The 26,184-nt window shown below is 70.0% G+C and carries 27 protein-coding genes; 8 read left to right on the top strand and 19 right to left on the bottom strand.

Going from position 1 to position 26,184, the window contains the following annotated elements; translation table 11 throughout:
• The 4 genes from ACFY9E_RS35920 to ACFY9E_RS35905 form a co-directional block, all read right to left on the bottom strand.
• On the bottom strand, positions 1-651 hold the full coding sequence (locus tag ACFY9E_RS35920) for a UdgX family uracil-DNA binding protein (protein ID WP_390991673.1): 651 nt from the start codon (positions 649-651) through the stop codon (positions 1-3).
• A 98-nt stretch (positions 652-749) separates the two neighbouring features.
• Positions 750-1,913, bottom strand: coding sequence for an aminofutalosine synthase MqnE (mqnE, locus tag ACFY9E_RS35915; RefSeq protein WP_361925294.1), 1,164 nt, complete (start codon positions 1,911-1,913; stop codon positions 750-752).
• Between the two features lie 37 nt (positions 1,914-1,950).
• On the bottom strand, positions 1,951-2,406 hold the full coding sequence (locus ACFY9E_RS35910; protein ID WP_390991669.1) for an Lrp/AsnC ligand binding domain-containing protein: 456 nt from the start codon (positions 2,404-2,406) through the stop codon (positions 1,951-1,953).
• Between the two features lie 57 nt (positions 2,407-2,463).
• A complete protein-coding gene (locus tag ACFY9E_RS35905; protein ID WP_390991667.1) occupies positions 2,464-3,126 on the bottom strand; it encodes a UbiX family flavin prenyltransferase in 663 nt (220 codons plus the stop codon).
• Positions 3,127-3,240: 114 nt separating this feature from the next.
• Here ACFY9E_RS35905 and ACFY9E_RS35900 point away from each other — a divergent pair, with 114 nt between their 5' ends.
• A complete protein-coding gene (locus ACFY9E_RS35900; RefSeq protein ID WP_390991664.1) occupies positions 3,241-3,849 on the top strand; it encodes a rhomboid family intramembrane serine protease in 609 nt (202 codons plus the stop codon).
• Here ACFY9E_RS35900 and mqnP read toward each other — a convergent pair whose 3' ends face one another.
• Together mqnP and ACFY9E_RS35890 are read right to left on the bottom strand one after the other, a co-directional pair.
• Positions 3,850-4,752 carry a menaquinone biosynthesis prenyltransferase MqnP gene (gene mqnP, locus ACFY9E_RS35895; RefSeq protein WP_390991661.1) on the bottom strand — a complete coding sequence of 301 codons (903 nt, stop codon included), beginning with the start codon at positions 4,750-4,752 and terminating at the stop codon, positions 3,850-3,852. It lies immediately after the preceding gene.
• Positions 4,749-6,200, bottom strand: coding sequence for a menaquinone biosynthesis decarboxylase (locus tag ACFY9E_RS35890; RefSeq protein ID WP_390991658.1), 1,452 nt, complete (start codon positions 6,198-6,200; stop codon positions 4,749-4,751). The genes mqnP and ACFY9E_RS35890 overlap by 4 nt, the downstream gene beginning before the upstream one ends.
• A gap of 67 nt (positions 6,201-6,267) precedes the next feature.
• Here ACFY9E_RS35890 and ACFY9E_RS35885 point away from each other — a divergent pair, with 67 nt between their 5' ends.
• The 3 genes from ACFY9E_RS35885 to ACFY9E_RS35875 all read left to right on the top strand — a co-directional run bounded on the left by ACFY9E_RS35885 (position 6,268) and on the right by ACFY9E_RS35875 (position 7,624).
• Positions 6,268-6,558 (top strand): PLDc N-terminal domain-containing protein, encoded by a 291-nt coding sequence (locus tag ACFY9E_RS35885; protein ID WP_390991656.1) that lies wholly within the window; start codon positions 6,268-6,270, stop codon positions 6,556-6,558.
• Positions 6,559-6,677: 119 nt separating this feature from the next.
• Positions 6,678-7,283: a DUF6232 family protein gene (locus ACFY9E_RS35880; RefSeq protein ID WP_390991653.1), complete on the top strand. Its 606-nt coding sequence runs from the start codon at positions 6,678-6,680 to the stop codon at positions 7,281-7,283.
• On the top strand, positions 7,280-7,624 hold the full coding sequence (locus ACFY9E_RS35875; RefSeq protein ID WP_390991650.1) for a hypothetical protein: 345 nt from the start codon (positions 7,280-7,282) through the stop codon (positions 7,622-7,624). The genes ACFY9E_RS35880 and ACFY9E_RS35875 overlap by 4 nt, the downstream gene beginning before the upstream one ends.
• A 1-nt stretch (position 7,625) precedes the next feature.
• Here the strand turns inward: ACFY9E_RS35875 and ACFY9E_RS35870 are convergent, their stop codons facing one another.
• A complete protein-coding gene (locus tag ACFY9E_RS35870; protein WP_390991922.1) occupies positions 7,626-7,739 on the bottom strand; it encodes a DUF397 domain-containing protein in 114 nt (37 codons plus the stop codon).
• Positions 7,687-8,646: a Scr1 family TA system antitoxin-like transcriptional regulator gene (locus ACFY9E_RS35865; RefSeq protein WP_390991648.1), complete on the bottom strand. Its 960-nt coding sequence runs from the start codon at positions 8,644-8,646 to the stop codon at positions 7,687-7,689. The genes ACFY9E_RS35870 and ACFY9E_RS35865 overlap by 53 nt, the downstream gene beginning before the upstream one ends.
• Positions 8,647-8,751: 105 nt before the next feature.
• On the opposite strand from ACFY9E_RS35865, the gene ACFY9E_RS35860 reads away from it, so the two are divergent.
• On the top strand, positions 8,752-9,372 hold the full coding sequence (locus ACFY9E_RS35860) for a hypothetical protein (protein WP_390991645.1): 621 nt from the start codon (positions 8,752-8,754) through the stop codon (positions 9,370-9,372).
• Here the strand turns inward: ACFY9E_RS35860 and ACFY9E_RS35855 are convergent.
• The 4 genes from ACFY9E_RS35855 to uvrA all read right to left on the bottom strand — a co-directional run bounded on the left by ACFY9E_RS35855 (position 9,350) and on the right by uvrA (position 14,477).
• The gene (locus tag ACFY9E_RS35855; RefSeq protein ID WP_390991642.1) at positions 9,350-10,234 is read right to left on the bottom strand and encodes a hypothetical protein; all 885 of its coding nucleotides are present in this window, start codon (positions 10,232-10,234) and stop codon (positions 9,350-9,352) included. The genes ACFY9E_RS35860 and ACFY9E_RS35855 overlap by 23 nt on opposite strands.
• Before the next feature lie 92 nt (positions 10,235-10,326).
• Positions 10,327-11,394 carry a ferritin-like domain-containing protein gene (locus tag ACFY9E_RS35850; RefSeq protein ID WP_390991640.1) on the bottom strand — a complete coding sequence of 356 codons (1,068 nt, stop codon included), beginning with the start codon at positions 11,392-11,394 and terminating at the stop codon, positions 10,327-10,329.
• A 176-nt stretch (positions 11,395-11,570) separates the two neighbouring features.
• Positions 11,571-11,951, bottom strand: coding sequence for a DUF6281 family protein (locus tag ACFY9E_RS35845; RefSeq protein ID WP_390991637.1), 381 nt, complete (start codon positions 11,949-11,951; stop codon positions 11,571-11,573).
• 75 nt (positions 11,952-12,026) lie between these two features.
• The gene (uvrA, locus tag ACFY9E_RS35840; RefSeq protein WP_390991634.1) at positions 12,027-14,477 is read right to left on the bottom strand and encodes an excinuclease ABC subunit UvrA; all 2,451 of its coding nucleotides are present in this window, start codon (positions 14,475-14,477) and stop codon (positions 12,027-12,029) included.
• An 81-nt stretch (positions 14,478-14,558) separates the two neighbouring features.
• Here uvrA and ACFY9E_RS35835 point away from each other — a divergent pair, with 81 nt between their 5' ends.
• The 3 genes from ACFY9E_RS35835 (at position 14,559) to ACFY9E_RS35825 (ending at position 17,438) form a co-directional block, all read left to right on the top strand.
• Positions 14,559-15,392, top strand: a complete 834-nt coding sequence (locus ACFY9E_RS35835; protein WP_390991632.1) for a MerR family transcriptional regulator — start codon at positions 14,559-14,561, stop codon at positions 15,390-15,392.
• 33 nt (positions 15,393-15,425) lie between these two features.
• Positions 15,426-15,890: a deaminase gene (locus ACFY9E_RS35830; protein WP_390991630.1), complete on the top strand. Its 465-nt coding sequence runs from the start codon at positions 15,426-15,428 to the stop codon at positions 15,888-15,890.
• Between the two features lie 135 nt (positions 15,891-16,025).
• The gene (locus ACFY9E_RS35825) at positions 16,026-17,438 is read left to right on the top strand and encodes a condensation domain-containing protein (protein ID WP_390991627.1); all 1,413 of its coding nucleotides are present in this window, start codon (positions 16,026-16,028) and stop codon (positions 17,436-17,438) included.
• 16 nt (positions 17,439-17,454) lie between these two features.
• On the opposite strand, the gene ccsB is transcribed toward ACFY9E_RS35825, so the two are convergent.
• The 7 genes from ccsB to hemL all read right to left on the bottom strand — a co-directional run bounded on the left by ccsB (position 17,455) and on the right by hemL (position 25,843).
• Positions 17,455-18,534 carry a c-type cytochrome biogenesis protein CcsB gene (gene ccsB, locus ACFY9E_RS35820; protein ID WP_390991625.1) on the bottom strand — a complete coding sequence of 360 codons (1,080 nt, stop codon included), beginning with the start codon at positions 18,532-18,534 and terminating at the stop codon, positions 17,455-17,457.
• Complete coding sequence (locus ACFY9E_RS35815) at positions 18,531-20,273, bottom strand: cytochrome c biogenesis protein ResB (RefSeq protein WP_390991622.1); 1,743 nt, start codon at positions 20,271-20,273, stop codon at positions 18,531-18,533. Before ACFY9E_RS35815 ends, ccsB begins: the two co-directional genes overlap by 4 nt.
• Before the next feature lie 3 nt (positions 20,274-20,276).
• Positions 20,277-21,050 (bottom strand): cytochrome c biogenesis protein CcdA, encoded by a 774-nt coding sequence (locus ACFY9E_RS35810; protein ID WP_390991619.1) that lies wholly within the window; start codon positions 21,048-21,050, stop codon positions 20,277-20,279.
• A gap of 13 nt (positions 21,051-21,063) precedes the next feature.
• Positions 21,064-21,714 (bottom strand): redoxin domain-containing protein, encoded by a 651-nt coding sequence (locus ACFY9E_RS35805; RefSeq protein ID WP_390991617.1) that lies wholly within the window; start codon positions 21,712-21,714, stop codon positions 21,064-21,066.
• Positions 21,715-21,780: 66 nt separating this feature from the next.
• Positions 21,781-23,079 (bottom strand): polysaccharide deacetylase family protein, encoded by a 1,299-nt coding sequence (locus tag ACFY9E_RS35800; RefSeq protein ID WP_390991615.1) that lies wholly within the window; start codon positions 23,077-23,079, stop codon positions 21,781-21,783.
• 752 nt (positions 23,080-23,831) lie between these two features.
• Positions 23,832-24,530 carry a histidine phosphatase family protein gene (locus ACFY9E_RS35795; RefSeq protein ID WP_390991612.1) on the bottom strand — a complete coding sequence of 233 codons (699 nt, stop codon included), beginning with the start codon at positions 24,528-24,530 and terminating at the stop codon, positions 23,832-23,834.
• A complete protein-coding gene (hemL, locus tag ACFY9E_RS35790) occupies positions 24,527-25,843 on the bottom strand; it encodes a glutamate-1-semialdehyde 2,1-aminomutase (RefSeq protein ID WP_390991610.1) in 1,317 nt (438 codons plus the stop codon). The genes ACFY9E_RS35795 and hemL overlap by 4 nt, the downstream gene beginning before the upstream one ends.
• Between the last annotated feature and the right edge of the window lie 341 nt (positions 25,844-26,184).

Raw genomic sequence — 26,184 nt, 5'->3', positions numbered from 1 at the left:
TTACGCCAGGGCGTCCGCCGCCACTTTCAGGTCCGACACCAGCCCCCGGTAGGCCGCCTCCCGGTCGTCGGACCGCAGCACCGACGAGGGATGCACGGTCGGCACCAGCCGCTCCGGCCGCCCGTGGATCTCCTCCTCCAGCACGGTGCCGCGCACCTGCGTGACCCGGAAGGAGGACCCGAGCAGCGCCTTCCCGGCGGTGGCCCCCAGGACGACGATCAGCTCCGGCTCCACGGCCGCGAGCTCCGCGGCGAGCCAGGGCCCGCACGCGGTCATCTCCCGCAGACTGGGCGCCTTGTGGATCCGCCGCTTGCGCGGCTCGGCCTGTGTGAACTTGAAGTGCTTCACGGCGTTGGTGACGTAGGCCTCGGAGGGATCGATGCCGGCTTCCTCCAGGGCCCGGTCCAGCAGCTTCCCGGCCGGCCCGACGAACGGCTTGCCCTGCCGGTCCTCCTGGTCCCCGGGCTGCTCGCCGACGAGCATGACCCGGGCGTCGCTGCTCCCGTCCCCGAACACGGTCTGGGTGGCGTCCCGGTGCAGCGGGCAGCCCCGGCATTCGGCAGCGGCCTTCCGCAGAGCGGGAAGACCGCCGCGCTCGGGCAAGAAGGGCTCAGCGGTGTAGGCGTCCTCAGGCGCCGAGGTCCTGACCATGCCCTCCGGGTACCCCCCTCAGGGGCGCGGGACCCTGCCGATATGCGGCTCCGCCGCCGGGCGCGAGCAACCCCCCACGCACCTGCACCCGAACGCGATCAGACCCGCATCGGCTGCGGCGACTCGCGACGCTCCGGGTCGGGACCCTCGTACTCCCGGATGATCTCGTACCGCGTGTTCCGCTCCACGGGCCGGAACCCTGCATCACGAATGAGGTCGAGCAAGTCCTCACGCGTCAGCTTGTTCGGCGTCCCGTAGTTGTCCGCGTCGTGCGTGATCTTGTACTCGACGACCGACCCGTCCATGTCGTCGGCCCCGTGCTGAAGGGCCAGCTGCGCGGTCTGCACGCCGTGCATGACCCAGAAGACCTTGACGTGCGGCACGTTGTCGAACAGCAGCCGCGACACGGCGAAGGTCTTGAGCGCCTCGGCGCCCGTCGCCATCTGCGTCCGCGCCTGGAGCCGGTTGCGGACCTTGCCGTCCTGCATGTCCACGAAATCGTGCTGGTAGCGCAGCGGGATGAAGACCTGGAAGCCACCGGTCTCGTCCTGGAGCTCGCGCAGCCGCAGCACGTGGTCCACGCGGTGCCGGGGCTCCTCGATGTGCCCGTACAGCATCGTGCACGGGGTCTTCAGACCCTTCTCGTGCGCGAGCCGGTGGATGCGGGACCAGTCCTCCCAGTGGGTGCGGTGGTCCACGATGTGCTGCCGGACCTCCCAGTCGAAGATCTCGGCGCCACCGCCGGTCAGGGACTCCAGACCGGCGTCGATCAGCTCGTCGAGGATCTCCGACGCGCTCATCCCCGAGATGGTCTCGAAGTGGTGGATCTCCGTCGCCGTGAAGGCCTTCAGCGAGACGTCCGGCAGCGCGGCCTTCAGCTCCCGCAGCGACCGCGGGTAGTACCGCCACGGCAGGTTCGGGTGCAGCCCGTTGACGATGTGCAGCTCGGTGAGGTTCTCCGACTCCATCGCCTTCGCGAGCTTCACGGCCTCCTCGATGCGCATCGTGTACGCGTCCTTCTCCCCCGGCTTGCGCTGGAAGGAGCAGTACGCGCAGGAGGCCGTGCACACGTTGGTCATGTTGAGGTGCCGGTTGACGTTGAAGTGCACGACGTCGCCGTTCTTGCGCGTCCGCACCTCGTGCGCCAGGCCGCCGAGCCAGGCCAGGTCGTCCGACTCGTACAGCGCGATGCCGTCCTCACGGGTCAGGCGGACGCCCGCCCTGACCTTCTCCTCCAGCTCGCGCTTGAGCCCGAGATCCATGCCCACACCTTTCATCGACAACGCCCCAACCGTACGACTACTCCTCTTCCGGCAGCTCTCCGACCCGGTTCTCCCACTTGGTGGACAGCACGATGGTGGTACGCGTCCGCGAGACACCCTTCGTGCCGCTGAGCCGCCGGATGATCTTCTCCAGGCCGTCCACGTTCTCCGCCCGCACCTTGAGCATGTACGAGTCGTCGCCCGCGATGAACCAGCAGTCCTCGATCTCCGACAGGTCCCGCAGCCGCTGGGCCACGTCCTCGTGGTCGGTGGCGTCCGAGAGGGAGATGCCGATCAGGGCGGTGACACCGAGGCCGAGCGAGGCGGCGTCGACGGTGGCCCGGTAACCGGTGATGACTCCGGCCGCCTCCAGCCGGTTGATGCGGTCGGTGACACTGGGTCCCGACAGTCCGACGAGGCGTCCCAGCTCCGCGTAGGAGGCCCGGCCGTTCTCCCTCAGGGCCTGGATGAGCTGCCTGTCCACCGCGTCCATTGCGATCGAAGCCTTCCGCTGAAGTTGTCGTTGAGTCCGATGAGGTTCGAGTGCCGCTCAGCCGTCGCGGTGCGCACCGCCGCCGAGTTCACCTTGCCAACGGCGGTAGAGCCGGTGCGGCACGCCCGCCGCGTCGAGTACGCGTCCGGCGACGAAGTCCACCAGGTCCTGGATGTGCGTCGCCCCCGCGTAGAAGGCGGGTGAGGCGGGCACGACCGTCGCGCCCGCGTCGTCGAGGGTGACCAGGTGCCGCAGGGTCTGGCCGTTCAGCGGGGTCTCGCGCACGGCCACGATCAGCTTGCGTCCCTCTTTGAGGGTCACGCTCGCCGCCCGCTGCAACAGGTCCTTCGACAGACCGAGCGCGACCCCGGCCACACTCGCCGTCGAGGCGGGCACGATGAGCATGCCCTTGGTGGGGTACGACCCCGAGGAGGGCCCGGCGGCCAGGTCGCCGGCGCTCCAGTGGCGTACGGCGCCGATGTCGACGGCGAAGGTGTCCGGCTTGCCGTCGGCGCCCCGGGACAGCCATTCCCGCAGGTCGGCCTGCCAGTGGGCGTCCCGGAAGGAGATCCCGGTCTCGTCCAGCAGGGTCAGCCGGGAGGCCCGGGACACCACGAGGTCGACGCTCTCGCCGGCGGCGAGGAGGGCCCGCAGCACAGCAGCGGCATACGGGGTGCCGGAGGCCCCGGACACCCCTACGATCCAAGGCGTGCGCGGCATCTCGCCTGGCTTGACTGGGTTCACAACACCGAGCCTATCCGGCGTCGCAGGGGGGAACCGGCCAAGGGGGGCGGGCCGTTGCACGGGAGGGACGAGCGAACGCTGGGGGTCGCCATGTCGGATACCGGAGCCGGGTGGTCGACGAGCGACCGTGCGCCGGCCGCGGGCAAGCTGATGCTGGCCTGGGTGGCGCTGCTGTGGCTGCTGGAAGTGGTGGACGTGGCGACCGGCCATGCGCTGGACGGCTTCGGTGTCACCCCGCGCGACCCGTCCGAGCTGGCCGACGTCGTGCCCTCGGCCTTCGTCCACTTCGGCTTCGCCCACCTGGCCGCGAACACCGTGCCGCTGCTGGTCCTGGGCTTCCTCGCCGCGCTCACGGGCCTGCGCCGGTTCCTGCTGCTGTGCGCGCTGATCGTGGTCGTGGACGGCCTGGGCGTCTGGCTCATCGCCCCGGACGGCACCAACACCGCGGGCGCCTCGGGCCTGATCTTCGGCCTGTTCGGCTTCCTCCTGGTCAGCGGCTTCGTCGAGCGGCGCCCCCTGGGGGTCCTGGCCGGAGTCCTGATCGCCGCGGTCTGGGGCGGCTCCATCCTCGCGGGCCTGGCCCCCACCCAGACGGGCGTCAGCTGGCAGGGCCACCTGATAGGCCTGCTCGCGGGGGTGGCGGCGGCGTTCCTGTTCCGCCGCCGCCCGCAACAGAGGCGAGCGCCCATCGCACCGTGATCAGACGGTCAGACCCCGCACCAGCAGGTCCAGCAACGCGCACACGAACAGGGCGATCCCGATGAAGCCGTTGACGCTGAAGAACGCGCGGTTGACACGGGACAGGTCGTGGGGGCGGACGATCGAGTGCTCGTACACGAACGCTCCGGCCACGATCAGCAGGCCCAGCCAGAAGAACGCGCCGGCGTCGGTGGCGAGGGCGTACCAGACGAACAGGGCCGTCGTCAGCGCGTGGCAGACCCGGGCACCCCAGATCGCCGACGGGATCCCGAAGCGGGCCGGGACGGACATGACGCCGATCTCGCGGTCGGTCTCCACGTCCTGGCAGGCGTAGATCAGGTCGAAGCCGCCGATCCAGATGCCCACGGCCAGACCGAGGATCACCGCGTCCCAGGACCACTCCCCCGAGATCGCCAGCCAGCCGCCGACCGGGCCCATGGCCTGGGCGAGGCCGAGGATGGCCTGCGGGAAGTTCGTGAACCGCTTGCCGTACGGGTAGACCACCATCGGGATCACCGCGATGGGGGCCAGCGCCAGGCACAGCGGGTTGAGCAGGGCCGCCGCGCCGAGGAACACGGCCAGGGCGATCAGCGCACCCGTCCAGGCGTGCTTCACCGACATCGCGCCCGTCACCAGCTCGCGCTGCGCCGTGCGCGGGTTACGGGCGTCGATCTCCCGGTCGATGATCCGGTTGACCGCCATCGCGAAGGTGCGCAGGCCCACCATGCAGACGGTGACCAGCAGCAGCCGGCCCCAGTGGACGTTCTTGTCCCACTGGTACATCGCCGTGAGCGCGGCGATGTAGGCGAAGGGCAGGGCGAAGACCGAGTGCTCGATCATCACCAGCCGGAGAAACGCCTTGGTGCGTCCCGGCTGCGGGATCGCGGCGGAAGCGGAAGTCACAGGCCGTACTCCTTCCAGCGGCGGTCCACCTTCGCCGCCGTCTCCGGGTCGGACTCCACCATGTCGGGCCAGCCGCCGTCGCGCGTGTAGCCCTCCTCGGGCCACTTCTTCGTCGCGTCGATACCGGCCTTGCCGCCCCAGAACTGCTGGTAGGAGGCGTGGTCGAGGTGGTCGACCGGGCCCTCGACGATCGACAGGTCGCGGGCGTAGTCCGTGTTGCCCAGCGCCCGCCAGGCGACCTCGTGCAGATCGTGCACGTCGCAGTCCGAGTCGACGACCACGATCAGCTTGGTCAACGACATCATGTGCGCGCCCCAGACGGCGTGCATCACCTTCTGCGCGTGCTTCGGGTACTTCTTGTCGATCGAGACGATCGCGCAGTTGTGGAAGCCGCCCGCCTCCGGCAGGTGGTAGTCCACGATGTCCGGCACGATGATCTTCAGCAGCGGCAGGAAGAAGCGCTCCGTCGCCCGCCCCAGGGGCCCGTCCTCCGTCGGGGGCCTGCCCACGACGATCGACTGGAGCAGGGGCCGCTTGCGCATCGTGATGCAGTCGATCTTCAGCGCGGGGAAGGGCTCCTGCGGCGTGTAGAAGCCGGTGTGGTCGCCGAAGGGACCCTCGGGCAGCATCTCGCCCGGTTCCAGCCAGCCCTCGATCACTACCTCGGCCTGCGCCGGAACCTGGAGCGGCACGGTCTTGCAGTCGACCATCTCGATCCGCTTGCCCGCGAGGAACCCGGCGAACAGGTACTCGTCGATGTCCCCGGGCAGCGGGGCGGTGGAGGCGTACGTCACGGCGGGCGGGCACCCGAAGGCGATCGCGACGGGCAGCCGCTCTCCCCGTCGCGCGGCCACCTGGTAGTGGTTCCGGCTGTCCTTGTGGATCTGCCAGTGCATGCCGATGGTGCGCTTGTCGTGCCGCTGGAGCCGGTAGAGGCCCAGGTTGCGCACGCCGCTCTCCGGGTCCTTGGTGTGGGTGAGCCCCAGGTTGAAGAACGACCCGCCGTCCTTCGGCCAGGTGAACAGGGCCGGGAGCCGGTCCAGGTCCACGTCGTCCCCGGTCAGGACGACCTCCTGCACGGGGCCGTCCTTCACCTTCTTCGGCGGCACGTGCGTCATCGCGCCGAGCTTGCCGAAGGCCTCACGCACACCGACGAACCCGTGCGGCAGCTCGGGCTTCAGCAGCCCGCCGATCCGCTCGGAGATCTCGGCGTACGACTTCAGGCCCAGGGCCTTCAGCAGCCGCCGGTCCGTGCCGAACACGTTCATCGCGAGCGGCATGCTCGAACCGCGCACGTTCTCGAAGAGCAGGGCGGGACCGCCGGACTTCTGCACCCGGTCGACGATCTCCCCGACCTCCAGATACGGGTCGACCTCGGCCTTGATGCGCTTGAGGTCACCCTCGCGCTCCAGCGCCCTGAGCAGGGAGCGAAGATCGTCGTAAGCCATGGGGTCCAGTATCCCCGAGCGGCTACCCTGGCCTGGAACCGCCCACCGCTTTTCGCTGAGAGGCCGCATGCTCCGGGTACTGATGTTCCTCGTGCCGCTGGCGCTGAGCGTGTACGCGTTCATCGACTGCATCAGCACCGAGGACGACCGGATCCGCCACATGCCCAAGCCGCTGTGGGCGATCCTCGTGCTGCTGTTCCCGCTCGTCGGGTCGATCTCCTGGCTGATCGCCGGCAAGAAGCGGGTGCCCGCGGCGGAGCGTCCGCGGCAGTGGGTCGCGCCCGACGACAACCCCGACTTCCTGAAGTCGCTCGACGAGGACAAGAAGGACGACGACCCCAGGCGCGACGAGTCCTGAACCCGGCGGTTCCCCACCGGCCTGTGAAACGACTTGCCCATCGGCACACGCATAGTCGTCAATGGTGTTCACGCAGTCACGACTGCCCCACCGCACACTCCGTCGTTCAGGGGGACCACTTGGAGACACGGCAACCACCGGGCCAGTACGACGTACCGCCCCCGCCCGCCACGCCGCCCCGGTCGGTCACCGACGTCGAACTGCGTGTGGGCAAAGGGCTGTTATGGGTCGGCGGAGCGGCCTACCCGCTGCGCAACATCGCCCGGGTGTACACGTTCACCCTCCACCCCAAGCGCAAGGAGGCGGTCATCCGCTTCCTCGCCCGCACCGGGATCATCCTGGCCGCGGCGGTCGGCCTGTCGATCATCGCCGGCCTGACCGTCCTCGCGGACGAGTCCACCGCCGGCGGGCTCCTCGTCTTCGTGTGGCTCGTCGCGGGCGCGGCGCTGATCTACTCCTTCGTCGACATGCTCTCCGTGCTCACGGCGCAGTCGCACTACGTCCTCGCCGTCGAGACGGCCGGCCCGTCCACGGCGATGGTGACCAGCGGGAACCCGCAGCACCTGGACCAGCTCGTGGGCTACGTCGCCGGCGCCCTGGAGAACCCGGAGACCGAGTTCCGGGTGACCGTGGAGCGGCTCACGATCAGCTCGCCCACGAACTACTACTTCGGCGACAACGTCAACATGTACGGCGGCAGCGGGAACGTGGGGATCGCGGCATGAACGGCAACAACTACTACTACGGCGACAACGTCACGATGCACGGCGGCAGCGGCAACACGGGCATCGTGAAGAAGGAGGCCACGGGCGACACCGACCCTGCCCTGCGGCTCGCCCTCGCCGAACTGATCCGCGAGGTACGCGAGTTGCGCGACCAGCTGCCGCAGCCGAGCGCGCAGCTCATCGACGACTCCCTGCCGGTGCTGGCCGCGGACGCGGCGCCGCCGGCCGAGCGGCACCGTGCGCTGATGGCCGTCGCCGCGATCGCCGCGGCCGTCGGGGCGGTGGGACAGCCGGTGGCGGAGGCCGCCAACCGGATCCTGCAGATGGTGAGCGGGCAGTAGTTCAGCGTACGGAGCCGACGAACGCCGACCAGGCGGACCGGGTGACGACCAGGACCGGTCCGTCAGGGTTCTTGCTGTCGCGCACGGGGACGGTTTCGGGGAAACCGGGGGCTATTTCGATGCAGTTGCCGCCGTTTTCCCCGCTGTAGCTGCTCTTGATCCAGTTCGCCGCGCAGAGTTCGTGCCTGTTCATGCTGCTCGTACCCCTTCATCGCGTCGCTGATCAGGGCGACGGACTCGCGGACTGACAGAGCGTCTGCCCTGAGCACATCATAGGCGTGGCTGTGTCGGGTGTAGGCGGCCGGATCGTCGGTGAAATGCCCGCGGTCCAGCGACTCCGAGTACACCCATCGGTGTCCGTCCGGCAGCTCGATCAGCGACATGGAGACGTTGGGGCGAAGCAGCTCCAAGAAGCTCGCCGGGGCGACCTGGATGCGGATGTTGGGGCGCTGCCCGGCACTCAGCAGGTGGGCACACTGGTCCCTCATGATCGCCGGGCTCCCCACCACGTTGCGCAGGCAGCTCTCGTCCAGGACGACGATGTACAGCGGGCCTTCATCGGTCAGAAAACGCCGTTGCCTGCTCAGTCGGGCACGAGCCCGCTCCTCGACGTCATCGCCGCTGGCGACGCGGGAGAACAGCGCACGGACGTAGTCGCCCGTCTGCAACAACCCTGGGATCAACCGCTCCTGGTACTCCCGAAGGGTCACCGCCTCCTCATCCATCTCCGCGCGCCGCCGGAACCAGTCGGGATGCTCCACCTGCGGGTACCAGTCGATCCGGCCCCACAGACGGAGCAACACCCCACCCGTACCGAGCAGTTCGTCGCAGGTCTTGGCGAACGTGTCCTGCGGCACCCTCGTGCCCGCCTCCACCCGCGCCACGTGCGAGCGGTCGCACGGGATCTGCCGCGCCAGGCCCTCCTGCGTGAGCAGGGCCGCCTCGCGGAAGTGCCTCAGCACCTCGCCGAACACGGCCGCTGTACTCGCTCCCGACTCCGCCCCGCCGTTCCGTCGGCTCACGGCTTCCCCCTCCGTGACAGTGCACCGGTGTCACACGCAAAGCATTGATCCGGACCGTTCCCCTGCGCAACGCTCTATACACCCAGAGTGACGGAGGTACGTGAAATGGAACCGGGAACGCTCGTCTACGACCCGCAAACGCGCAAGGTCGGCGAGTACCAGGACAGGACCGGCCCGTACGTGATGCTGCGCCCGGTCGGCGGCGGCCGGGAATGGCAGGCGGACCCGGCGAGGATCCGTGAGGCGACACCGGAGGAGCGACTCAGCGCGGGCGTACGTGCGCTCAACGACCGTTCCAGGGAAGGACTGTCGGCCGATCCGACCCGGCCCCCGTCCCCCGTGCCCGGGTGCGCGGCCTGTGAGGAGCTGGCGCTCCGGCGTGACCGGGCACGGGCGGCGTTCGACGGCAGTGCGGTGACGGACGCGAACGTGCTGCTGCGCCAGCACCAACGGGCAGAGCACGGTGGGGAATCGACCGGCCGCAGGGTCTTCCGCTACGTGCCGTACACAATCGTGCAGGACATGTCGGCCCAGCCCGAGTACGAGGCGTACTGCGTCTCGGGCGAGGAGGAGGACTGCGGGGCGGGTTCGGGCCCGTGTCGGGCGCCCGGCGAGGTGGAGGAGTGGCAGCGCAGGCACACTCAGGAGACGAGGCACCTGCGCTACCGCCGCAGCTTCGCGGACTACGCCGTGCTGGAACAGGTCATGGTCCGGTCAGTTCCATGATCGGGATCTCGCACCGCACCTGGGCGAGCGCTCCGGACTGACCTACGGCCGAGGTGTTGTCGACGAACAGCCATGCTCCGACGTTGAACTGGTAGTCGTGGCCGGCCCGCACCGGGACCATATGGCGCATGACTCCGTCTCCGAACAGATTCGACTCGAACGTCTCACGCTCGTTGACGCTGACCCTCTTGCGGAACTTCTTGCGGGACTCGCCCGCCTTCCAGTTCCCTTCCGACATGATGGAGCACTCCGTACCTCCTTCGGCGACGGCCCAGGTTCCGATGCCGTGGGCCGCCACTCCGTAGTAGAACTTCATGAACCGACGGTCGGACGTGGCGGTCAGCACGCCGTCCTGCGAGGGCCGGAATCCGACGCCGAACCCGGCATGGATCTCCACGAACTTGTTTCGCCCGTTCGGCGCCAGTGGTCCGCAGCGGCCATCGATGACCACTGCACCATTGGGCCTGTCGATGATGACCGCTTCGGGTGTCCCGCCGTCGACCCGGTGCCACGCCCAGCCGAAGTGGAACGGCGGCGCGAAAAAGCTGCTGCCGGCCCTCGGCACATCGGCGTAGCCGGCCGGGGATTCCTGCCAGTCGACGTGGAAGTCCGGCTCGACGCTGATCAGCGGCATCGCTTCCTCAGCCGCACGCCGGGCCTTGTCGTCCTGCTCTACAAGATCAAGCAGGGGCCTGTTGATCGCGTTGGACAATTCCGTTGCGGCGGCTTCGCTTTCGAGGTACCCGTTACGGGACTCGACCGCCGGTGCCGCCATTGTCCGCACTGAGCGGATCGCATCTTCGCGTTGTTCTGACGTCAACTGTTCATCGTCGTAGACGTCAATGGCTATGTTTTCACTCATACTTCACTATTGCACCTGTCGCACGCAGTCGCGAGTTTTTCGCCAACGATCCGAAAGGCCGGACTGGTTGAATTCGAATTTACAGTTGGCGATCAAGGATCCACATATCGGAATTCCGGCCCGTAGGTCCTGCCGCTTCCGTCGGGCAGGGCGCGCTGCATCAGGAGCTGGGAGGGGCCGACGAGGAAACGCATCCGGGTCACCGCCGCCGAGAGTCTGCTCTGCATCGTGGCCGTCGCGGTGGCCTGCCACGCCTGCTCCAGGAAGCGCAGCATCTCGCTGTACTGGTGATTGACTTCGGCCAGCTGCTGCCTCGTCTCGTCATCCGGCGCAGGCAGGCCTCCGGCTTCCCAGCCGCCTGCCGGCACCGTCCCCATGGGAAGGGCCGAGGGCATCGGTATGGCGTCCCCGGAAAACTCCCACCGGTCGGGGTTCTGGGAGATCCTGATCAGCTTGCGGCCGTGGAAGAGTTCCCGGAAGACATAGAAGTGGGCGAGTTCGCCCTGTTCACCCGGGTGGGGATTTTCCGGTGACGCCGCTGTGCCCTCGCCCTGCTCCTTGATGATGCCGATGGCCTGCTCGACGTCGGTCGGCGAAGACAGCTCCACCACGTCGTTGCCCTCGCCGTGGTGCGTCATGAATCGGCGTATCTGCCTGGCTCCGGTGATCAGCTCCGGATGAAGCCGGAAGGCCTCGAGGATCGCCGTGTAGAAGGCCCCGATGGACGTGCGCCCGCTGCCGGCTTCCGCGACCGGGTCATCGGGTTCCTCGATCCTGGAGAACATTTCCAAGGAGTTCTTCGTCAACCCGCTCAGGAAGATGGTCAGTTCTGGGCGTACGCCGCCGGGCAGCGGGCCGGGATACCTCGGCACCGTCTTGTGGTCGGCGAGACGGGGAGTTCCGCCGATTGTAGTCAGAAGATTCCCGGCAAGCCCCAGATGTGACATCTCGTCGAAGACGATGCGGCTTATCGCGGCAGCTGCGTCCGAGCCCTGGTCCTCGATGGACCACAGTGCGCTCAGATACGGCGGAAGCGTGGCCAGCTCCAGCATGACGGCCTGCTGCAGCGCATCCTTCAACCAGTCGGAATCGCGCTGCTCATCAGGCGCGTCCATCAATTCGACGATTCTGTTGCTCTGATAGTCGACAAGTGTCGTCATAGGAAGTCACTTCCCCGCGGTGATCGTGCGCCACCCAGAAGGCTTACAAGGGTCACGATTTTCGACGGACGCACCCCGATATTTTCGAGCCTACGATGCGCACCTGCCGTGCGCACCCGGGCGACAGGGGGCCACGAGGGCCGTGTCCGGAGCGGGAGTTGACCGTTCGGCCCGGTTCAGCCGTTGTCGGGCACGACAAGGAGATCCGTGACCGTGTCGACGAGGACGAGACGGTTCCGACCGGGCGCCTCGGCCACCGCGATGGCGACACCGGGGTCGATGCCCTTGACGGCGTACGCGGTCATCAGAGCCCGGCCCTCCCCCTCGTCGCCGTCACCCGGAGTGTCGTCGCACGCCGGGCGGGTGGCGGCGCCGAGCGACTCCCCCACGGGGACGTCGGTTTCCTCCCTGGCCAGGTAGGTACGGCCGTCGTACGCGACGACGTACGCGCAGGACGCCTCGGGCCGCGCGCCGTCGGTGTCGCCGTCCGACGACACCGACGTGCAGCCCACGGACAGCGAGGCGAGGGTCGCCACCAGGAGGAATGACGCCTTCATCGGTGGGCCTCCTTCGGGAGCCTGGGCTCCGGTGCGATGGATACGCAACGAAGACGTCCGGGGGTCAGGATCGGTTCAGCTCCCGGGCACCACCCCCTGCGCCACCAGCCGCCCCCCGCCGGCGCCGCCTTCCGGCCCCAGGTCGATCAGCCAGTCGGAGGCGCGGACGACGTCGAGGTTGTGCTCGATGGTGACGACCGAATGGCCGGCGTCGACGAGGCGCTGGAGGACGTCGAGGAGGCGGGCGGTGTCGGCGGAGTGCAGGCCCGTCGTCGGCTCGTCCAGCAGGTAGAGAGCGCGGCCCGTCGTCCGCCGGCCCAGTTCCTTCGCGAGCTTCAGGCGCTGTGCCTCGCCGCCGGAGAGCGTGGTGGCGGGCTGGCCGAGGGGGAGGTAGCCGAGGCCGACGTCGGCCATCCGCCGCAGCCGGGTGGCCACCGGTGGGATGTCCTCGAATACCGTCAGGGCCTCGTCCACCGTCGCCTGGAGCACCTCGGCGATGTCGTGGCCCTCGTGCCGGACCGACAGCACCTCCGGCCGGAAGCGGCGGCCCTTGCAGGCCGGGCAGCGCACCTCCACCGCCGGGAGGAAGTGCATGTGGACGGTGAGGACGCCCGCGCCCTCGCAGCGTTCGCAGCGTCCGCCGGGCACGTTGAAGGAGAAGTGGCCGGCGGTCAGGCGGCCCTGGCTGCGCGCCGCGAAGACCTCCCGGATCGGGGTGAAGACCTCCGAGTACGTCGCCGCGTTGGAGCGCGGGACGCGGCTGATCGGCTCCTGGTCGATGAGGACGGCCTTGGACAGGTGCTCCCAGCCGTCGACGCCGTCGTGCTCGGCGGGCAGTTCCCCGGCACCGTGGAAGTGGCGCCGGGCGGCCCGGCCGAGGATGTCCAGCAGCAGCGTCGACTTGCCCGAGCCCGACGGGCCCGTGACCGTCACCAGGCGGCGCAGCGGAATACGTACGGTCAGGTTCTTGAGGTTGTGGGCCCGGGCGCCTCGGATCACGACGGCCGTCGCGCTGTCCCCGCGCCCCCGGGACGGCGGCGCCGACAGCAGGCCGGACAGATACGCGCCGGTCACCGAGCCCTCGGTCCGGGCGACCTCCTCCGGTGTGCCCTCGGCGACGATCCGCCCGCCGTCCCGGCCTGCCCCCGGCCCGACGTCCACCAGGTGGTCCGCGGCCTTCAGGACGTCCAGGTCGTGCTCGATGACCAGCACCGTGTTGCCCAGGTCGCGGAGCCTGCGCAGGACACGGACCAGCCGTTCGGTGTCGGAGGGGTGCAGACCGATCGTCGGCTCGTCGAGGACGTAGAGGACTCCGGTGAGGCCCGAGCCGAGCAGGGCGGCCAGCCGCAGCCGCTGGGTCTCCCCCGCCGACAGGCTCGGCGTGGACTGGTCGAGGGTGAGGTATCCGACGCCGACGTCGACGAGCCGTCCGACGCGTTCCTCCAGATCCGCGACGACCGGCTCGACGAACAGCCACTCGTCCGGTGAGACCCGGTCCCGCAACCCGCCCAGCCACGCGGCCAGCCGGTCGAGCGGGAGCCGGGCCGCCTCGACGATGCCGAGCCCGTGCACGGTCACCGCCCGGCTCTCCGCCCGCAGCCGGGTTCCGCCGCACTCGCCGCAGGGCTGCTTCACCAGGCCCTGCTGCTCGGCCCGTTCGCGGTACTCGGCGTCGTCGGCGCGCTCGCCGTAGCGGCGCAGCAGGGCCGTCGCGACCCCTTCGAAGCGGCCCGCCGCCACGGTCGCCGGGGGGTCGGTGTCGGGGAAGTGCCGCCGGAACTCGGGGCTTTCGACGCCGTGGAGGAGCAAGTCCCGCTGCCTGTCGTCGAGTTCGTCGAGTGGCGCGTCGGCGTCGAAGGTGAAGCCGTAGTGACCGGCGGCGGCCCGCAGTACGGGGAGGCTCCAGTCGGTGTACTTCGCGTTCCAGCCCCGCACGGCCCCCTCGGCCACCGACTTGCCGTCGTCGACCAGGCGTCGTACGTCGGGCCGGATCACCTCGCCCAGGCCGGTGCAGGCCGGGCAGGCTCCGGCGGGCTTGTTGAAGGAGAAGGAGCCCATGACCAGGCCGGGCACGGGGGTGGCGCAGTGCGGGCAGGGCCGCTGCCCGGCCTCGGCGTCCTCGTCGGCCTCGGTGTCGTCGGTGTACGGCGGCGGGACGTCCTTGCCGCAGCCGGGGCAGGGCCGGACCCCGATCCGCGACCACAGCAGCCTCAGGTAGGTGAAGACCTCGGTGACCGTGCCGACCGTGGAGCGCGGGCTGCGGTTGGTGAGGTGCTGGTCGACGCTGATGGACGGGGACAGGCCGGTGATCGAGTCGACGGCGGGCTTGCTGACGAAGCCGGTGACCATGCCCAGCGACTCCAGGTACTGCCGCTGGCCCTCCCGGTGGAGGGTGTCGAACGCGAGGGTGGACTTGCCGGAGCCGGACAGGCCGGTCAGCACGACCAGCTTGTTCTTCGGCAGGGTGAGGGAGACGTTCTTGAGGTTGTGGAGGCGTGCGCCGGTGACGCGGATGCAGTCGTCCATTCCTTCAAGTCTTCCATTGAAGTGCGGTGTTGAGACTTGAGAGCTCCCTTCGCCGGCGTTGCTGCCGTAACCTTCAAATCGATGACGAACGACCGCCGCCTCCGGCCCGTCGACCTGGCCCGGCTGGCCGGTGTCTCGACGCAGCAGATCCGCAACTACGAGGACGCCGGGGTGCTCCCGCCGGCCGCGCGAACCGCGTCCGGCTACCGCGTCTTCGGGGAGGCGCACCGCGGCGCGCTGCTGGCGTACCGGACGCTGATGCGGGGGTACGGGCCGGTGACGGCGACGGCGATCATGCGGGCCCTGCACGAGGGGGACGTCCCGGGCGCGCTCGCGCTGGTCGACGCCGCGCATGCCGCCCTGCACGAGGAACGGGTGTCACTGCGGGCGGCGAGCGAGGCCCTGGAGCTGCTGGCGGCGGAGCCGCCCGCCCCCCTGCCGCGCTCGGGCGGCCTGCGCATCGGCGAGGTGGCGGCGCTGCTGGGCGTACGGACGTCGGCGCTGCGCGTGTGGGAGGGGGCCGGGCTGCTCACACCGGGACGCGAGCGCGGCACGGGGTACCGCATCTACGAGCCGGCCGATGTGCGCGACGCCCGGCTCGTGCACACCCTGCGCCGCAGCCACTATCTGTTCGACCAGATCAGGCCGGTGCTGGAGGGGCTGCGGCGGGAGGGCGGCAGTGCGGCGCTGCGGGCGGCCGTCGCGGCCCGCGGGCAGGCGCTGACGGCCCGCACCAGGATCATGATCGAGGGTGCGGGCGCCCTGCACGCCTACCTCGACCGGTTCACCGCGGCCGGGACGACGGAACACGCCAGCACGAGGGCGACGGCCTCGGCGGACGTGTCCGAAACGATCACTGGATCGACAGCGGACGGGCCGGGACCAGGGGACCCGGCCGCCGCCGTGCGGCGATGACCGGGCCCGGTTACGGAGGAGGAGCGGGCGGTCATGGATGAGGTCATGGACCAGGCACAGGCACGCACATGGCTGACGACCGCTGTCGAGGAGGCCCGCTCCGGGCTCGCCGAGGGCGGCATCCCGATCGGCGCGGCGCTGTACGGTGCCGACGGCGCCCTGCTGGGCCGCGGCCGCAACCGCCGTGTCCAGGACGGTGATCCGTCCCTGCACGCGGAGACGGCCGCCTTCCGCGCCGCCGGGCGGCAACGCTCCTACCGGGGCACGACGATGGTGACGACGCTGTCCCCGTGCTGGTACTGCTCCGGTCTGGTGCGGCAGTTCGGCATCTCCCGGGTGGTGATCGGCGAGGCGGCCACCTTCCACGGCGGCCACGACTGGCTGGCCGAACACGGTGTGGAGATCGTGCTGCTGGACGACGCCGAATGCGCCGGGCTGATGCGCGACTTCATCGCCGGACACCCCGCGCTCTGGAACGAGGACATCGGCGTCAACTGAGCGCCCCGGACGGGCCCCGCATCGCCGTTCGAGATGCCATCCGTTCCCCTGAAATGTGGCGACACGCGGTGTGGCCGGTGGCGGGCTCGGCATTCCCTTGATCGGGTCTGTCCCATCTGCGAACGGAGACGCCCCGTGCGAATGACCGACATCCAGCGCTGCGAGGTCCGGCCTGGACGACTCGTCGAATGGACGCTCAGTCCGGCGACCGTCGCGACGGCGAAGGCCCTGCCGGAGGACTCCAGGCCGCCCGCCTACATCCAGGAGTCGCACCTGCGGACGGCACGGTCCGTGCGCGAGGACGGTCTGTTCGTGCCGACCTGGATCGGCGCGGCCTTCGACCTTCCGGGCCGGGCGGACCTGGACGCGCTCGGCGAGGCGCTGCGCGGCTGGACACTGCGGCACGAGACGCTGCGCAGCGGCTTCCGCTGGGCGGGCGGGCCCGGTGACTCGATCCGCCGGTTCACGCTCGACCCGGCCTCCGTCTCCCTGCACCGCGAGGACGCGGGCGAGTTCACCGACCCGGCGGCCCTGGCCCAGCACCTCCAGGACCGCTTCGACACCACGGCCGACGCGCTGCGCTGGCCGAACCTCATCTACACGGCCGTCGTACGGGACGACAGCACCAGCGTGTACATGGCCTTCGACCACAGCAACGTCGACGCGTTCTCCATCTACCGCATCCCGGCCGAGATCCAGGAGCTGTACACCGGCCATCTCACCGGCCGCACCGCGCAAGCGCCCCCGGTCAGCAGCTACGTCGACTTCTGCGAGGCCGAACGGGCGGACGCCGACCGGATCGACGCGGACCACGAGATCGTCGCCCGCTGGCGGGAGTTCATCCGGCGCTGCGACGGGCGGCTGCCGAGCTTCCCCGTCGACCTCGGACTGGATCCCGGCGGCGGCCTGCCGACGCAGAAGCTCATGCGCGAGATGCTCGTCGGCGCGGACGCCGCCGCCGCGTTCGAGGCGTACTGCCGCCCCTACGGCGGTTCCCTGGTCGGGCTGCTGGCGGCCACGGCCCTCATCGTCCACGAGATCGGCGGAGAGCCCGTCTACCGGACGGTGGTGCCCTTCCACACCCGGGCGAAGTCCGCGTACTCGGACTCGGTGGGCTGGTACGTCGGCGGCGCCCCGATCGAGGTGCCCGTCGCCCAGGCACCCGACTTCCCCGCCGCGCTGAAGACCGTACGCGCCGCGCTGCACGCCACCCGGCCGCTGTCCCGCATGCCGCTGGCCCGGGTGCTGCGGCTGCTCGGCGCGGACTTCCGGCCGACGTCCCCCGACATGTACTCGATCGTGTCGTTCGCCGACGCCCGTGCCATCCCCGAGTCCACGAGCTGGACCGAGCGCAACGCCTTCGGCCTGATCCGGGTGTCGTACGGCGACCAGGTCTGCGCCTGGGTCACCCGGCTCCACGAGGGCCTGTGGTTCGCGGCCCGCTACCCGGACACCGATGTCGCGCACAAGAACCTGCGGCTGTACGCCGACCGGCTGCGCGACATCATCGTGTCCGTCGGGGACCGCGCTCCCGCCCTCCGGCGGTGAGGTGCCCCGGCGGGACTTACACGCCCGCGTACGAGTGCTTGCCGGAGACGAAGATGTTCACGCCGTAGTAGTTGAACAGCCAGCAGCCGAAGGCGATCAGGGCCAGGTAGGCGGCCTTGCGGCCCTTCCAGCCGGCGGTGGCGCGGGCGTGCAGGTAGCAGGCGTAGGCGACCCAGGTGATGAAGGACCAGGTCTCCTTCGGGTCCCAGCCCCAGTAGCGGCCCCAGGCGTCACCGGCCCAGATGGCGCCCGCGATGATCGTGAACGTCCACAGCGGGAAGACGGCCGCGTTGACGCGGTAGGAGAACTTGTCGAGGGAGGCGGAGGAGGGCAGCCGCTCCAGGACGGAGGTCGCGAAGGTGCCGGGCGTGCCGCCGCTCGCGAGCTTGCTCTCGTAGGAGTCCTTGAAGAGGTACAGGATCGTGCCGACCGCGCCGACGTAGAAGACCGCGCCGCAGAAGATCGCCGTCGAGACGTGGATGTACAGCCAGTACGAGTGCAGGGCCGGGACCAGCTGGTCACTGGCGGTGTAGAGGACCGTGACCGCCAGACCCAGGTCGAGCAGGACCGAGGTGATCAGGAACAGGCCGAGCCAGCGCACGTTCTTCTTCAGGGCCAGCAGCCCGAGGTACACGCCGACCGCGACCGTGGAGAACGTGATGTTGAACTCGTACATGTTGCCCCACGGCGCGCGCTCCACCGACAGGGCGCGGGTGAGGACACCGGCGAACTCGACCAGGAAGGCGAGCACCGTGAGGGAGATGGCGATCCGGCCGTACAGGTCGCCCTGCTCGTCCCCGCCGTGCGCCCCGGGGCCGTCCGGCACGTCGCGCTGACCGGCGGCGGCCCGCACGGTGACCTTCGGCCGCTCCAGCACGGCGGTGCCGCCGGCCTGGTTCACGGTGACGGCCGGTGCCTGCTTGGCGTCCGCCCCGGTGGTGAGCGCGGCCGCGGTCCGGGCGACCTTGCTGCGGCTGCCGAAGAGCCATTCGGCGATGTACGCGAAGAAGGCCAGGGTGTAGACGGCCATCGCGGAGTAGATCAGCACATTGCTGATGCTCGCGAGGTTTTCGTTGGTGGCGGCGGCGAGAGTCACTTCTCAGCCCCTTCGGCAGGTACGGGGGTTGCGGTACCCGGCTCCTGAGCGGTGTCGGGGGAATCTGCGGGGTCGTCGGGGCCGGGCGCGCCCGGTGCCTGGTCGTACAGGACTCCGGCGAGGTCGCCGAGCTCCTCGGGAACCTTGGCGGACTCGCTGCGGCCGAGGCCGGCCATCTCGACGACGGTGACGCCGTCGGCGCCCTTGACCGCGCGCACCCAGACGCGGCGGCGCTGGATGAACAGGGAGGCGGCGAGGCCGCCGATCGCGGCGAGGGCACCGGCGAGGGCCCAGCCGCTGCCGGGCTGCTGGACGACCTGGAAGCCGGCCCACTCCTTGATGTCCTTGCCGAAGGTGACCGAACCGGCGCCGTTCGGCAGCGTCATGGTCTCGCCGGGCTTCAGCAGCTTCTTGAACAGCTTGCCCTTGGAGTCCTTGAACTCCTTCATGTTGGTGCGGTCCATCTGGTACACGCTCTGCGGGATGCCCGAGTCGGCCCCCAGATCGCCGTGGTAGGCGGACAGCGCGAGCAGCGGATTGTCCAGCGCGGGGAACTGCGACAGCATCGTGCCGCTGGCGGAGCCGCCGAAGGTCGGCACGAAGAACGCGTTGAAGCCGAGCTGCTCCTTCTTGCCCTGCTTGTCGCGGTAGCCGTCGAGGACCTTGACGACACCGGAGGAGGTGACGTTGGCGTCCAGCGGCAGCAGCGGTACGGCGTCGTCGAAGACGACCTTGCCCTCGGCGTCCCGGACGGTGATCACGGGCGCGTAGCCGTGGCTGACGAGGTAGACCTTGGAGTCGCCGATCTCCAGCGGGTGGTTCACCTCGACGGTGTCGTGCTCGTCCTTGCCGTAGGCGCCCGCGCTGTAGGTGATGTCGGCCTTGTAGACGCGAGGGGTGCCCTTGTTGGGGCCGGTGCGCTCGTAGGTGCCGGTGAACTTCTTCAGGTTGAAGCTGAACGGCACCAGGTCGTCGGACGTGAAGAGGTTGCCGGACTTGAAGTCGTCGTACTGGGTGAGGGTGTTGGAGAACCCGTCGCCCTCGACGACCAGCTTGTTGCCCTCGGACTTGTACAGCTGGCCCCAGGCGAAGGCGATCAGCATCACGATGAGGGCGATGTGGAAGACGAGGTTGCCCGTCTCGCGCAGGTAGCCCTTCTCGGCGGCGACGGCGTCCCCGGTGAGGTGGGTGCGGAAGCGGCGCTTCTTCAGCAGGGCCAGGGCGGCCCGGTGGACCTGCTCGGGTTCGGCCGTGGTGCGCCAGGTGGTGTGGGCGGGCAGCCGGTTCAGCCGCCGGGGCGCGCCGGGCGGCAGGCCGCGCAACTGGCCCACGAACTGCCAGGTGCGGGGCACGATGCAGCCGATGAGGGAGACGAACAGCAGGATGTAGATCGCGGAGAACCACACCGAGCTGTAGACATGGAACATGCCGATCTTGTCGTAGACGTCCGAGAGGGCGGGATGCGCCTTGCGGAAGTCGGCGACCTTCGTCTCGTCCTGGCCGGACTGCGGGATGAGCGAGCCGGGGATCGCGCCGAGGGAGAGCAGCAGGAGCAGCAGCAGGGCGACCCGCATGGAGGTCAGCTGCCGCCAGAACCAGCGGGCCCAGCCGATGACGCCCAGGGCGGGGAGGTTGGGAGCGTCCTCCTTGGGGGCGGTGGACAGCTGGGAGCCGGCGTCACCCAGCTCCCGGTCCTCGGCGGCGGACGGGGCCGGGTCGGAGGCGGTGGTCTTGCTCATCGATCAGATCCCCACAGTGAAGCCGTCGGACCAGACCTGCATCTCCTGCACGATGCGGTCCCACGCGCCGGTCAGCAGCAGCAGACCGGTCACGATCATCATGGTGCCGCCGACCCGCATCACCCAGACGTAGTGGCGCTTGATCCAGCCGAAGGCTCCCAGGGCCTTGCGGAAGGCGACCGCGGCGAGCACGAAGGGCACGCCCAGGCCCAGACAGTACGCGATGGTCAGGACGGCTCCGCGTCCGGCGCTGCCCTGGTCGGAGGAGAGGGCGAGTACGGAGGCGAGGGTGGGTCCGATGCAGGGCGTCCAGCCGATGCCGAACAGCGCGCCGAGCAGCGGCGCGCCGGCCAGCCCGGCCACCGGCCGCCGGTGCAGGCGGAACTCCCGCTGGGTGAACCAGGGCATCAGGCCCATGAAGAAGACACCCATGAGGATCATGAGCACGCCGAGCACCTTGGACAGGATGTCCCGGTGCTCCTGGAGCGTGGCGCCGAAGAAGCCGAACAGCGCCCCGGAGGAGACGAACACCGCGGTGAAGCCGAGCACGAAGAGGGAGGCGCCCGCGACCATCCGGCCGCGCCGTGCCTCGGCGAGGTCGGTGCCGGCGACCCCCGTCACATACGACAGGTAGCCGGGCACGAGCGGCAGGACGCACGGCGAGAAGAAGGAGACGAGTCCGCCCAGCAACGCGATCGGCAGGGCCGCCAGCAGGGCGCCTTTGAGGACCGTGCCGTTGGGGTCCGCGACCGCGGCGAGCGTGGTGACTGCGCTCACGTCACTACTCCGCTCACTTCTCGGCGACGACCGGCTTGAGCATCTTCAGCAGCCGTTCCTCGCTGAGCGCGGACAGGGAGCGGGCCGCGATCTTGCCGTCCCGGTCGAGGATGAGCGTGGAGGGGATCGCCTGCGGGTTGAGCGTGCCCTTCTTGAAGCGCAGCAGCAGCTTGCCGGTGGGGTCGTAGAGGCTGGGGTAGGTGATGTCCCAGTCCTTCTCGAAGGCGAGGGCCGCGCCGGTGGAGGTGTCCCGGGTGTTGATGCCGACGAACTGCACGCCCTTGCCGGCGTAGTCCTTGGAGACCTTCGCGAAGTACTTGGCCTCGGCGCGGCAGGGGTTGCACCAGGACCCCCACACGTTGAGGACGACGACCTTGCCCTTGTAGTCGGCGACGTCGAGGGTCTTGCCGGCGATGGTCTTGCCGGACAGGTCGGGCGCCGGGGTGCGCTTGCCCTCGGCGACCGTGGCGACGCCGTCGGTGCCGGTGACGAAGTTGGTGTTGCCGCCCCCGCCGGAGGTGCCGCCGGAGCCGCACGCGGAGACGAGCAGCGCGGTCGCGGCGAGCCCGGCGATCAGGGCGGCGTCGCGGCGGACACGACGGGTGCGCCCGGTGGCACGCGGCGAGCGGTCGGAGCGCAGGGGGGCACGGCTGGCGGCACTCATGTGAAAAGTTTCGCATGCCCGTTCTGGGGTTCTCGCCCACCCCCCTTGCGGGCGGAAAACCGCATTTCAGGCGGCGTTCTCCGAGGCGCCCGGGCTCGGTGTGGCGGTCCGGCCGGTGAACTCCCGCCAGCCACCGGCCGGCTGCTGTCCGACGCCGAGCGTGCGGAGCTTGTCGAGCACCTCGGGCTTCTGCACGTCCAGCCAGTCGGTGAACTGCCGGAAGGAGACGAGACGCACATCCGCGCCCTTCTCCTTCTCCCGCGCGATGTACTTGAAGGCCTCTTCGACGGCGTCCATGTAGAGGCCGCCGTTCCACTGCTCGAAGTGGTTGCCGATGAAGAAGGGTGCCCGGTTTGTCTCGTATGCCCGCTTGAAGCCCTGGATGTACGCCTGCGCCGACTGCTTCCGCCAGCCCGGGTAGTTGTGGGCCGGGGCCTTGGTGGAGTTGAGGGACTGGTTGGCCAGCATGTTGTAGTCCATCGACAGCACCTCGAAGCCGCGCCCGGGGAAAGGTATCTGCTGAAGGGGCAGGTCCCATATGCCCTGGCGCTTGCCCGGCCAGACCTGGAGGCCGCCCGGCGAGGAGGCGTCATAGCGCCAGCCGAGCTCGCGGGCGATGGGCAGCAGGTTGTCCTGGCCGAGCAGACAGGGCGTACGGCCGCCGACGAGCTCCTTGTCGTAGTCGAACGGCAGCGACGGCAGGTCGGTCCAGCCGGTGTTGGTGCGCCACTCCTTCACGAAGGACTTCGCCTGGTCGATCTCGCTGCGCCACTGCTGGGGCGTCCAGTTCTTGACCGAGCCGTGGGACTCGCCGCAGAAGTGCCCGTTGAAGTGGGTGCCGATCTCGTGGCCCTCCAGCCAGGCCCGGCGGACGTTCTTCAGCGTGTCCTTGATGTGCGCGTCGGTGAGGTAGCCGATGTCGGAGGCGCCGCGCGGGTTGTTCGGCGGGTCGTAGAGACGCTTCTTCGACTCGGGCAGCAGGTACAGCCCGGACAGGAAGAAGGTCATGCTCGCGCCGTGCTCCTTGGCGAGGTCCAGGAAGCGCGGGAAGAGGCCGTTGCCGACCTCGCCGGCGCCGTCCCAGGAGAACACGACGAACTGCGGCGGCGTCTGACCCGGCTCCAGCGGCTCGGGCTTCGCGGGCTGGTGGGGCTGCTTGCCGGTGTGGGCGGTGGAACCGTCGCCGATGGGGCGGGCGGCGGGCTTGGGCTTCGGCTTCGATCCGCCCTGGGCGGAGTCGCCGCCGGAACCGTCGGCGTGGCCGGAATCGTCCGAGCCCGTGAGACCGCCGCAGCCGGCGAGCGAGACAGCGGCGGCGGCTCCCGCGCCGATTCCGAGCATTCCCCTGCGGGAGAGAGCGCGCATGGCATCCCCGATTCGTCACGTCGTGCTGGTCACCCAGTGAGAGGTCGTGATGAACGAGGAGGTTCCGCTGATATGCGCAGATTCCGTAACGAAGGAGTCGTAAGCGATCAGAAGGTGCCGAACGGTAGGCGCTTTCGCGCCTCTCGAACGCCCTGCGCGCGGGGCGCACCCACCCCGCCCGACCGCTCCGGCGACGAGCCCGCGAGCTTACGCGCTTCCCGCCGCCCGCCCAGACACAGGCACACGCCCGCGACGACGGCTTAGGCGCTTCCCGCCGCAGGTACGCGTCCGCGACGACGGCTCAGGCGCTTCCCGCCGCCTTCCGGACGCAGGCACACGTCCGCGACGACGGCCGGGCACTCGGTGCACGCGTCCGAACACTCACCGGCCGCCGCTCCCGGCAGCGGGCGCGCGGTGCCCGGGCCGTGCACAGGAAGCCGGACCCGGAGCCGTGCGGATGGCCCGGGCGGGACCTGCGAGGCCGCGAGGCGCGAGGCGGTAGGCCATGCGTTCCCGCCGCCGCCCCGGCCGCCGGTGCACGCGTCCGCGACGGCGACCGGAGTCATAGCGATGGCCCGGCGGTGCCGCGAGGCCGTGAGGTCACGCGTTCCCGCCGCCGTCCCCGGCCCGGGTGCACGCGTCCGCGACCGGGGCCGGGGTGTCCCGCCGCGGTGCCGGACCGCACGGCCGACGCCGTCGGCCGTGGCCGGCCCGCGGGTCGGCCGCTCCGGCGGCCTCCCGCGGGCCACGCGCTACGCGCCGAAGGCCTTGTCCTGGCCCTTGGCCGGCTTCGCGCCGGCGAGGAGGTGGGCGGGGACCAGGTCGCGGGCCGGTTCGGTGTAGCCGACGGAGACGATGCGGTCGCCCCGGTACGTGAACGTCGTCAGCGAGGCGAGCGTGCACTGGCGCTTGCGCGGGTCGTGCCAGAGGCGGCGGCGTTCCACGTACGACCGGACGATCCAGATGGGCAGCTGGTGGCTGACCACGACCGCCTCGTGCCCGCGGGCCTTGTCCTTCGCCGCGCCCAGCGCGCTCATCATGCGGACGACCTGGTCGACGTACGGCTCACCCCAGGACGGCCGGAACGGGTTCACCAGGTGCTTCCAGTTGCCGGGCTTGCGCAGCGCCCCGTCCCCGACCCCGAACGTCTTGCCCTGGAAGATGTTGTCGGCCTCGATCAGCCGCTCGTCGGTGGCGAGGTCCAGCCCGTGCGCCTTGGCGATCGGCTCGGCGGTCTCCTGCGCACGCTCCAGCGGCGAGGCGACGACATGCGTCACATCGCGGCCGGACAGGTGCTCGGCGACCCGGTCGGCCATGCGGCGGCCCAGGTCGGAGAGGTGGTAGCCGGGGAGGCGGCCGTAGAGGATGCCGTCCGGGTTGGCGACCTCGCCGTGCCGCATGAGGTGGACGACGGTGATGTCCTCGGCGCTGTTGTTCTTCCCGTCGCTCATGCCGTCGCCTCCGCCGCCGCACGGGCCGCCGCCGGGAGGGCGTCGGCGATCCGCTGCACGGCCCGTTCGTCGTGCGCGGTGGACACGAACCAGGACTCGAAGGAGGACGGCGGCAGGTAGACGCCGTTCGCGAGCAGCGAGTGGAAGAACGCGGTGAAGCGGAAGGACTCCTGCGCCTTGGCGTCCTCGTAGTCGCGCACGGGCCGGTCCGTGAAGAACACGGAGAACATGTTGGAGGCGGTCTGCAACCGGTGCGCGACCCCCTCCTTGGTCAGGGCCTCGGTGACGAGCGCCTGGATCTCCTTCGACACGGCGTCGACCTTGGCGTACGCGGCGTCGTCGAGGAGCCGCAGCTGGGCGAGCCCGGCCGCGGTGGCGACGGGGTTACCGGAGAGGGTGCCGGCCTGGTAGACGGGCCCGGCCGGGGCGAGGTGGGCCATGACGTCCGCGCGTCCGCCGAAGGCCGCCGCGGGGAAGCCGCCGCCCATGACCTTGCCGAAGGTCATCAGGTCGGGGACCACGCCGTCGACCCCGAACCACCCGGCACGGCTGGTCCGGAAGCCGGTCATGACCTCGTCGGAGATGTAGAGGGCGCCGTTCTCGGAGCAGATGTCCTTCAGGCCCTGGTTGAAGCCGTCCGCGGGCGGTACGACGCCCATGTTGCCCGGGGAGGCCTCGGTGATCACGCAGGCGATCTCGCCCGGATGGGCCCGGAAGGCCTCGCGGACGGCGCCGAGGTCGTTGTACGGCAGGACGATGGTGTCGCCGGCCTGGGCGCCGGTGACGCCCGGGGTGTCGGGCAGCGCGAAGGTCGCGACGCCGCTGCCGGCCGCGGCGAGCAGCGAGTCGACGTGCCCGTGGTAACACCCGGCGAACTTGATCACCTTGGTGCGCTGCGTGAACCCGCGTGCGAGCCGGATCGCGGACATGGTCGCCTCGGTCCCGCTGGACACGAGCCGCACCTGCTCCAGCGGCGCGACGCGGGAGACCATCTCCTCGGCGAGCGCGACCTCGCCCTCACCGGGCGTCCCGAAGGACGTGCCGCGCGCGACGGCGTCCTGCACGGCGGCGATGACCTCGGGGTGCGCGTGCCCGAGGATCATGGGCCCCCAGGAGCAGACGAGGTCGACGTACTCCCGTCCGTCCGCGTCGGTCAGATACGGGCCGGTGCCGGACACCATGAACCGCGGTGTGCCGCCGACGGCTCGGAAGGCCCGCACCGGTGAGTTCACGCCGCCGGGCGTGACGGCCTCCGCGCGGTCGAAAAGAGCCTGCGAGGCCGGTGCTTCATACGGATATGCCAGTTCGCTCATGACCTGCGACTTCTCCGACCTTCTCCGACGTAGTCGGGCTCCGGGTGCCAGTGACTTGTTCAGGGTAGGCCAGGGGGGTGCGCGGACGGGGCGTGGGACAACCGGCCCCCCGGTGCCCGTCGTCTGCGAGACTGGTACCTGATACACACAGCTCAAGCGGCCCGGGGTGGTCGGAGGCTGCGAAGCTCCTGCGGTCATATGTTTCAGCGCACGTTTCGGCGGGCGGCCGTGGGGGAGGTCACTGACACGATGATCGGGTTGCGCGGCGGGGGCGACGCGTCCTAGAAAAGCAGTCGGGTGGAGATATGCATCGCGGTGGCGGACTGGGCGAGGGGACTGAC

Origin of the sequence: Streptomyces sp. NPDC012466 (assembly GCF_042955215.1) — a bacterium.
In the GTDB taxonomy this organism is placed as follows: domain Bacteria; phylum Actinomycetota; class Actinomycetes; order Streptomycetales; family Streptomycetaceae; genus Streptomyces.
This window is presented reverse-complemented; position numbering and strand designations above follow the sequence as displayed.

What these genes read in the sequence shown, in the direction of transcription:
- ACFY9E_RS35920 (WP_390991673.1), bottom strand. Translation starts at nt 651, where the DNA reads ATGGTCAGGACCTCGGCGCCTGAGGACGCCTACACCGCTGAGCCCTTC.
- mqnE (WP_361925294.1), bottom strand. Translation starts at nt 1,913, where the DNA reads ATGGATCTCGGGCTCAAGCGCGAGCTGGAGGAGAAGGTCAGGGCGGGC.
- ACFY9E_RS35910 (WP_390991669.1), bottom strand. Translation starts at nt 2,406, where the DNA reads ATGGACGCGGTGGACAGGCAGCTCATCCAGGCCCTGAGGGAGAACGGC.
- ACFY9E_RS35905 (WP_390991667.1), bottom strand. Translation starts at nt 3,126, where the DNA reads ATGCCGCGCACGCCTTGGATCGTAGGGGTGTCCGGGGCCTCCGGCACC.
- ACFY9E_RS35900 (WP_390991664.1), top strand. Translation starts at nt 3,241, where the DNA reads ATGTCGGATACCGGAGCCGGGTGGTCGACGAGCGACCGTGCGCCGGCC.
- ACFY9E_RS35890 (WP_390991658.1), bottom strand. Translation starts at nt 6,200, where the DNA reads ATGGCTTACGACGATCTTCGCTCCCTGCTCAGGGCGCTGGAGCGCGAG.
- ACFY9E_RS35885 (WP_390991656.1), top strand. Translation starts at nt 6,268, where the DNA reads ATGCTCCGGGTACTGATGTTCCTCGTGCCGCTGGCGCTGAGCGTGTAC.
- ACFY9E_RS35875 (WP_390991650.1), top strand. Translation starts at nt 7,280, where the DNA reads ATGAACGGCAACAACTACTACTACGGCGACAACGTCACGATGCACGGC.
- ACFY9E_RS35860 (WP_390991645.1), top strand. Translation starts at nt 8,752, where the DNA reads ATGGAACCGGGAACGCTCGTCTACGACCCGCAAACGCGCAAGGTCGGC.
- ACFY9E_RS35855 (WP_390991642.1), bottom strand. Translation starts at nt 10,234, where the DNA reads ATGAGTGAAAACATAGCCATTGACGTCTACGACGATGAACAGTTGACG.
- ACFY9E_RS35850 (WP_390991640.1), bottom strand. Translation starts at nt 11,394, where the DNA reads ATGACGACACTTGTCGACTATCAGAGCAACAGAATCGTCGAATTGATG.
- ACFY9E_RS35845 (WP_390991637.1), bottom strand. Translation starts at nt 11,951, where the DNA reads ATGAAGGCGTCATTCCTCCTGGTGGCGACCCTCGCCTCGCTGTCCGTG.
- uvrA (WP_390991634.1), bottom strand. Translation starts at nt 14,477, where the DNA reads ATGGACGACTGCATCCGCGTCACCGGCGCACGCCTCCACAACCTCAAG.
- ACFY9E_RS35835 (WP_390991632.1), top strand. Translation starts at nt 14,559, where the DNA reads ATGACGAACGACCGCCGCCTCCGGCCCGTCGACCTGGCCCGGCTGGCC.
- ACFY9E_RS35830 (WP_390991630.1), top strand. Translation starts at nt 15,426, where the DNA reads ATGGATGAGGTCATGGACCAGGCACAGGCACGCACATGGCTGACGACC.
- ACFY9E_RS35815 (WP_390991622.1), bottom strand. Translation starts at nt 20,273, where the DNA reads ATGAGCAAGACCACCGCCTCCGACCCGGCCCCGTCCGCCGCCGAGGAC.
- ACFY9E_RS35805 (WP_390991617.1), bottom strand. Translation starts at nt 21,714, where the DNA reads ATGAGTGCCGCCAGCCGTGCCCCCCTGCGCTCCGACCGCTCGCCGCGT.
- ACFY9E_RS35800 (WP_390991615.1), bottom strand. Translation starts at nt 23,079, where the DNA reads ATGCGCGCTCTCTCCCGCAGGGGAATGCTCGGAATCGGCGCGGGAGCC.
- ACFY9E_RS35795 (WP_390991612.1), bottom strand. Translation starts at nt 24,530, where the DNA reads ATGAGCGACGGGAAGAACAACAGCGCCGAGGACATCACCGTCGTCCAC.
- hemL (WP_390991610.1), bottom strand. Translation starts at nt 25,843, where the DNA reads ATGAGCGAACTGGCATATCCGTATGAAGCACCGGCCTCGCAGGCTCTT.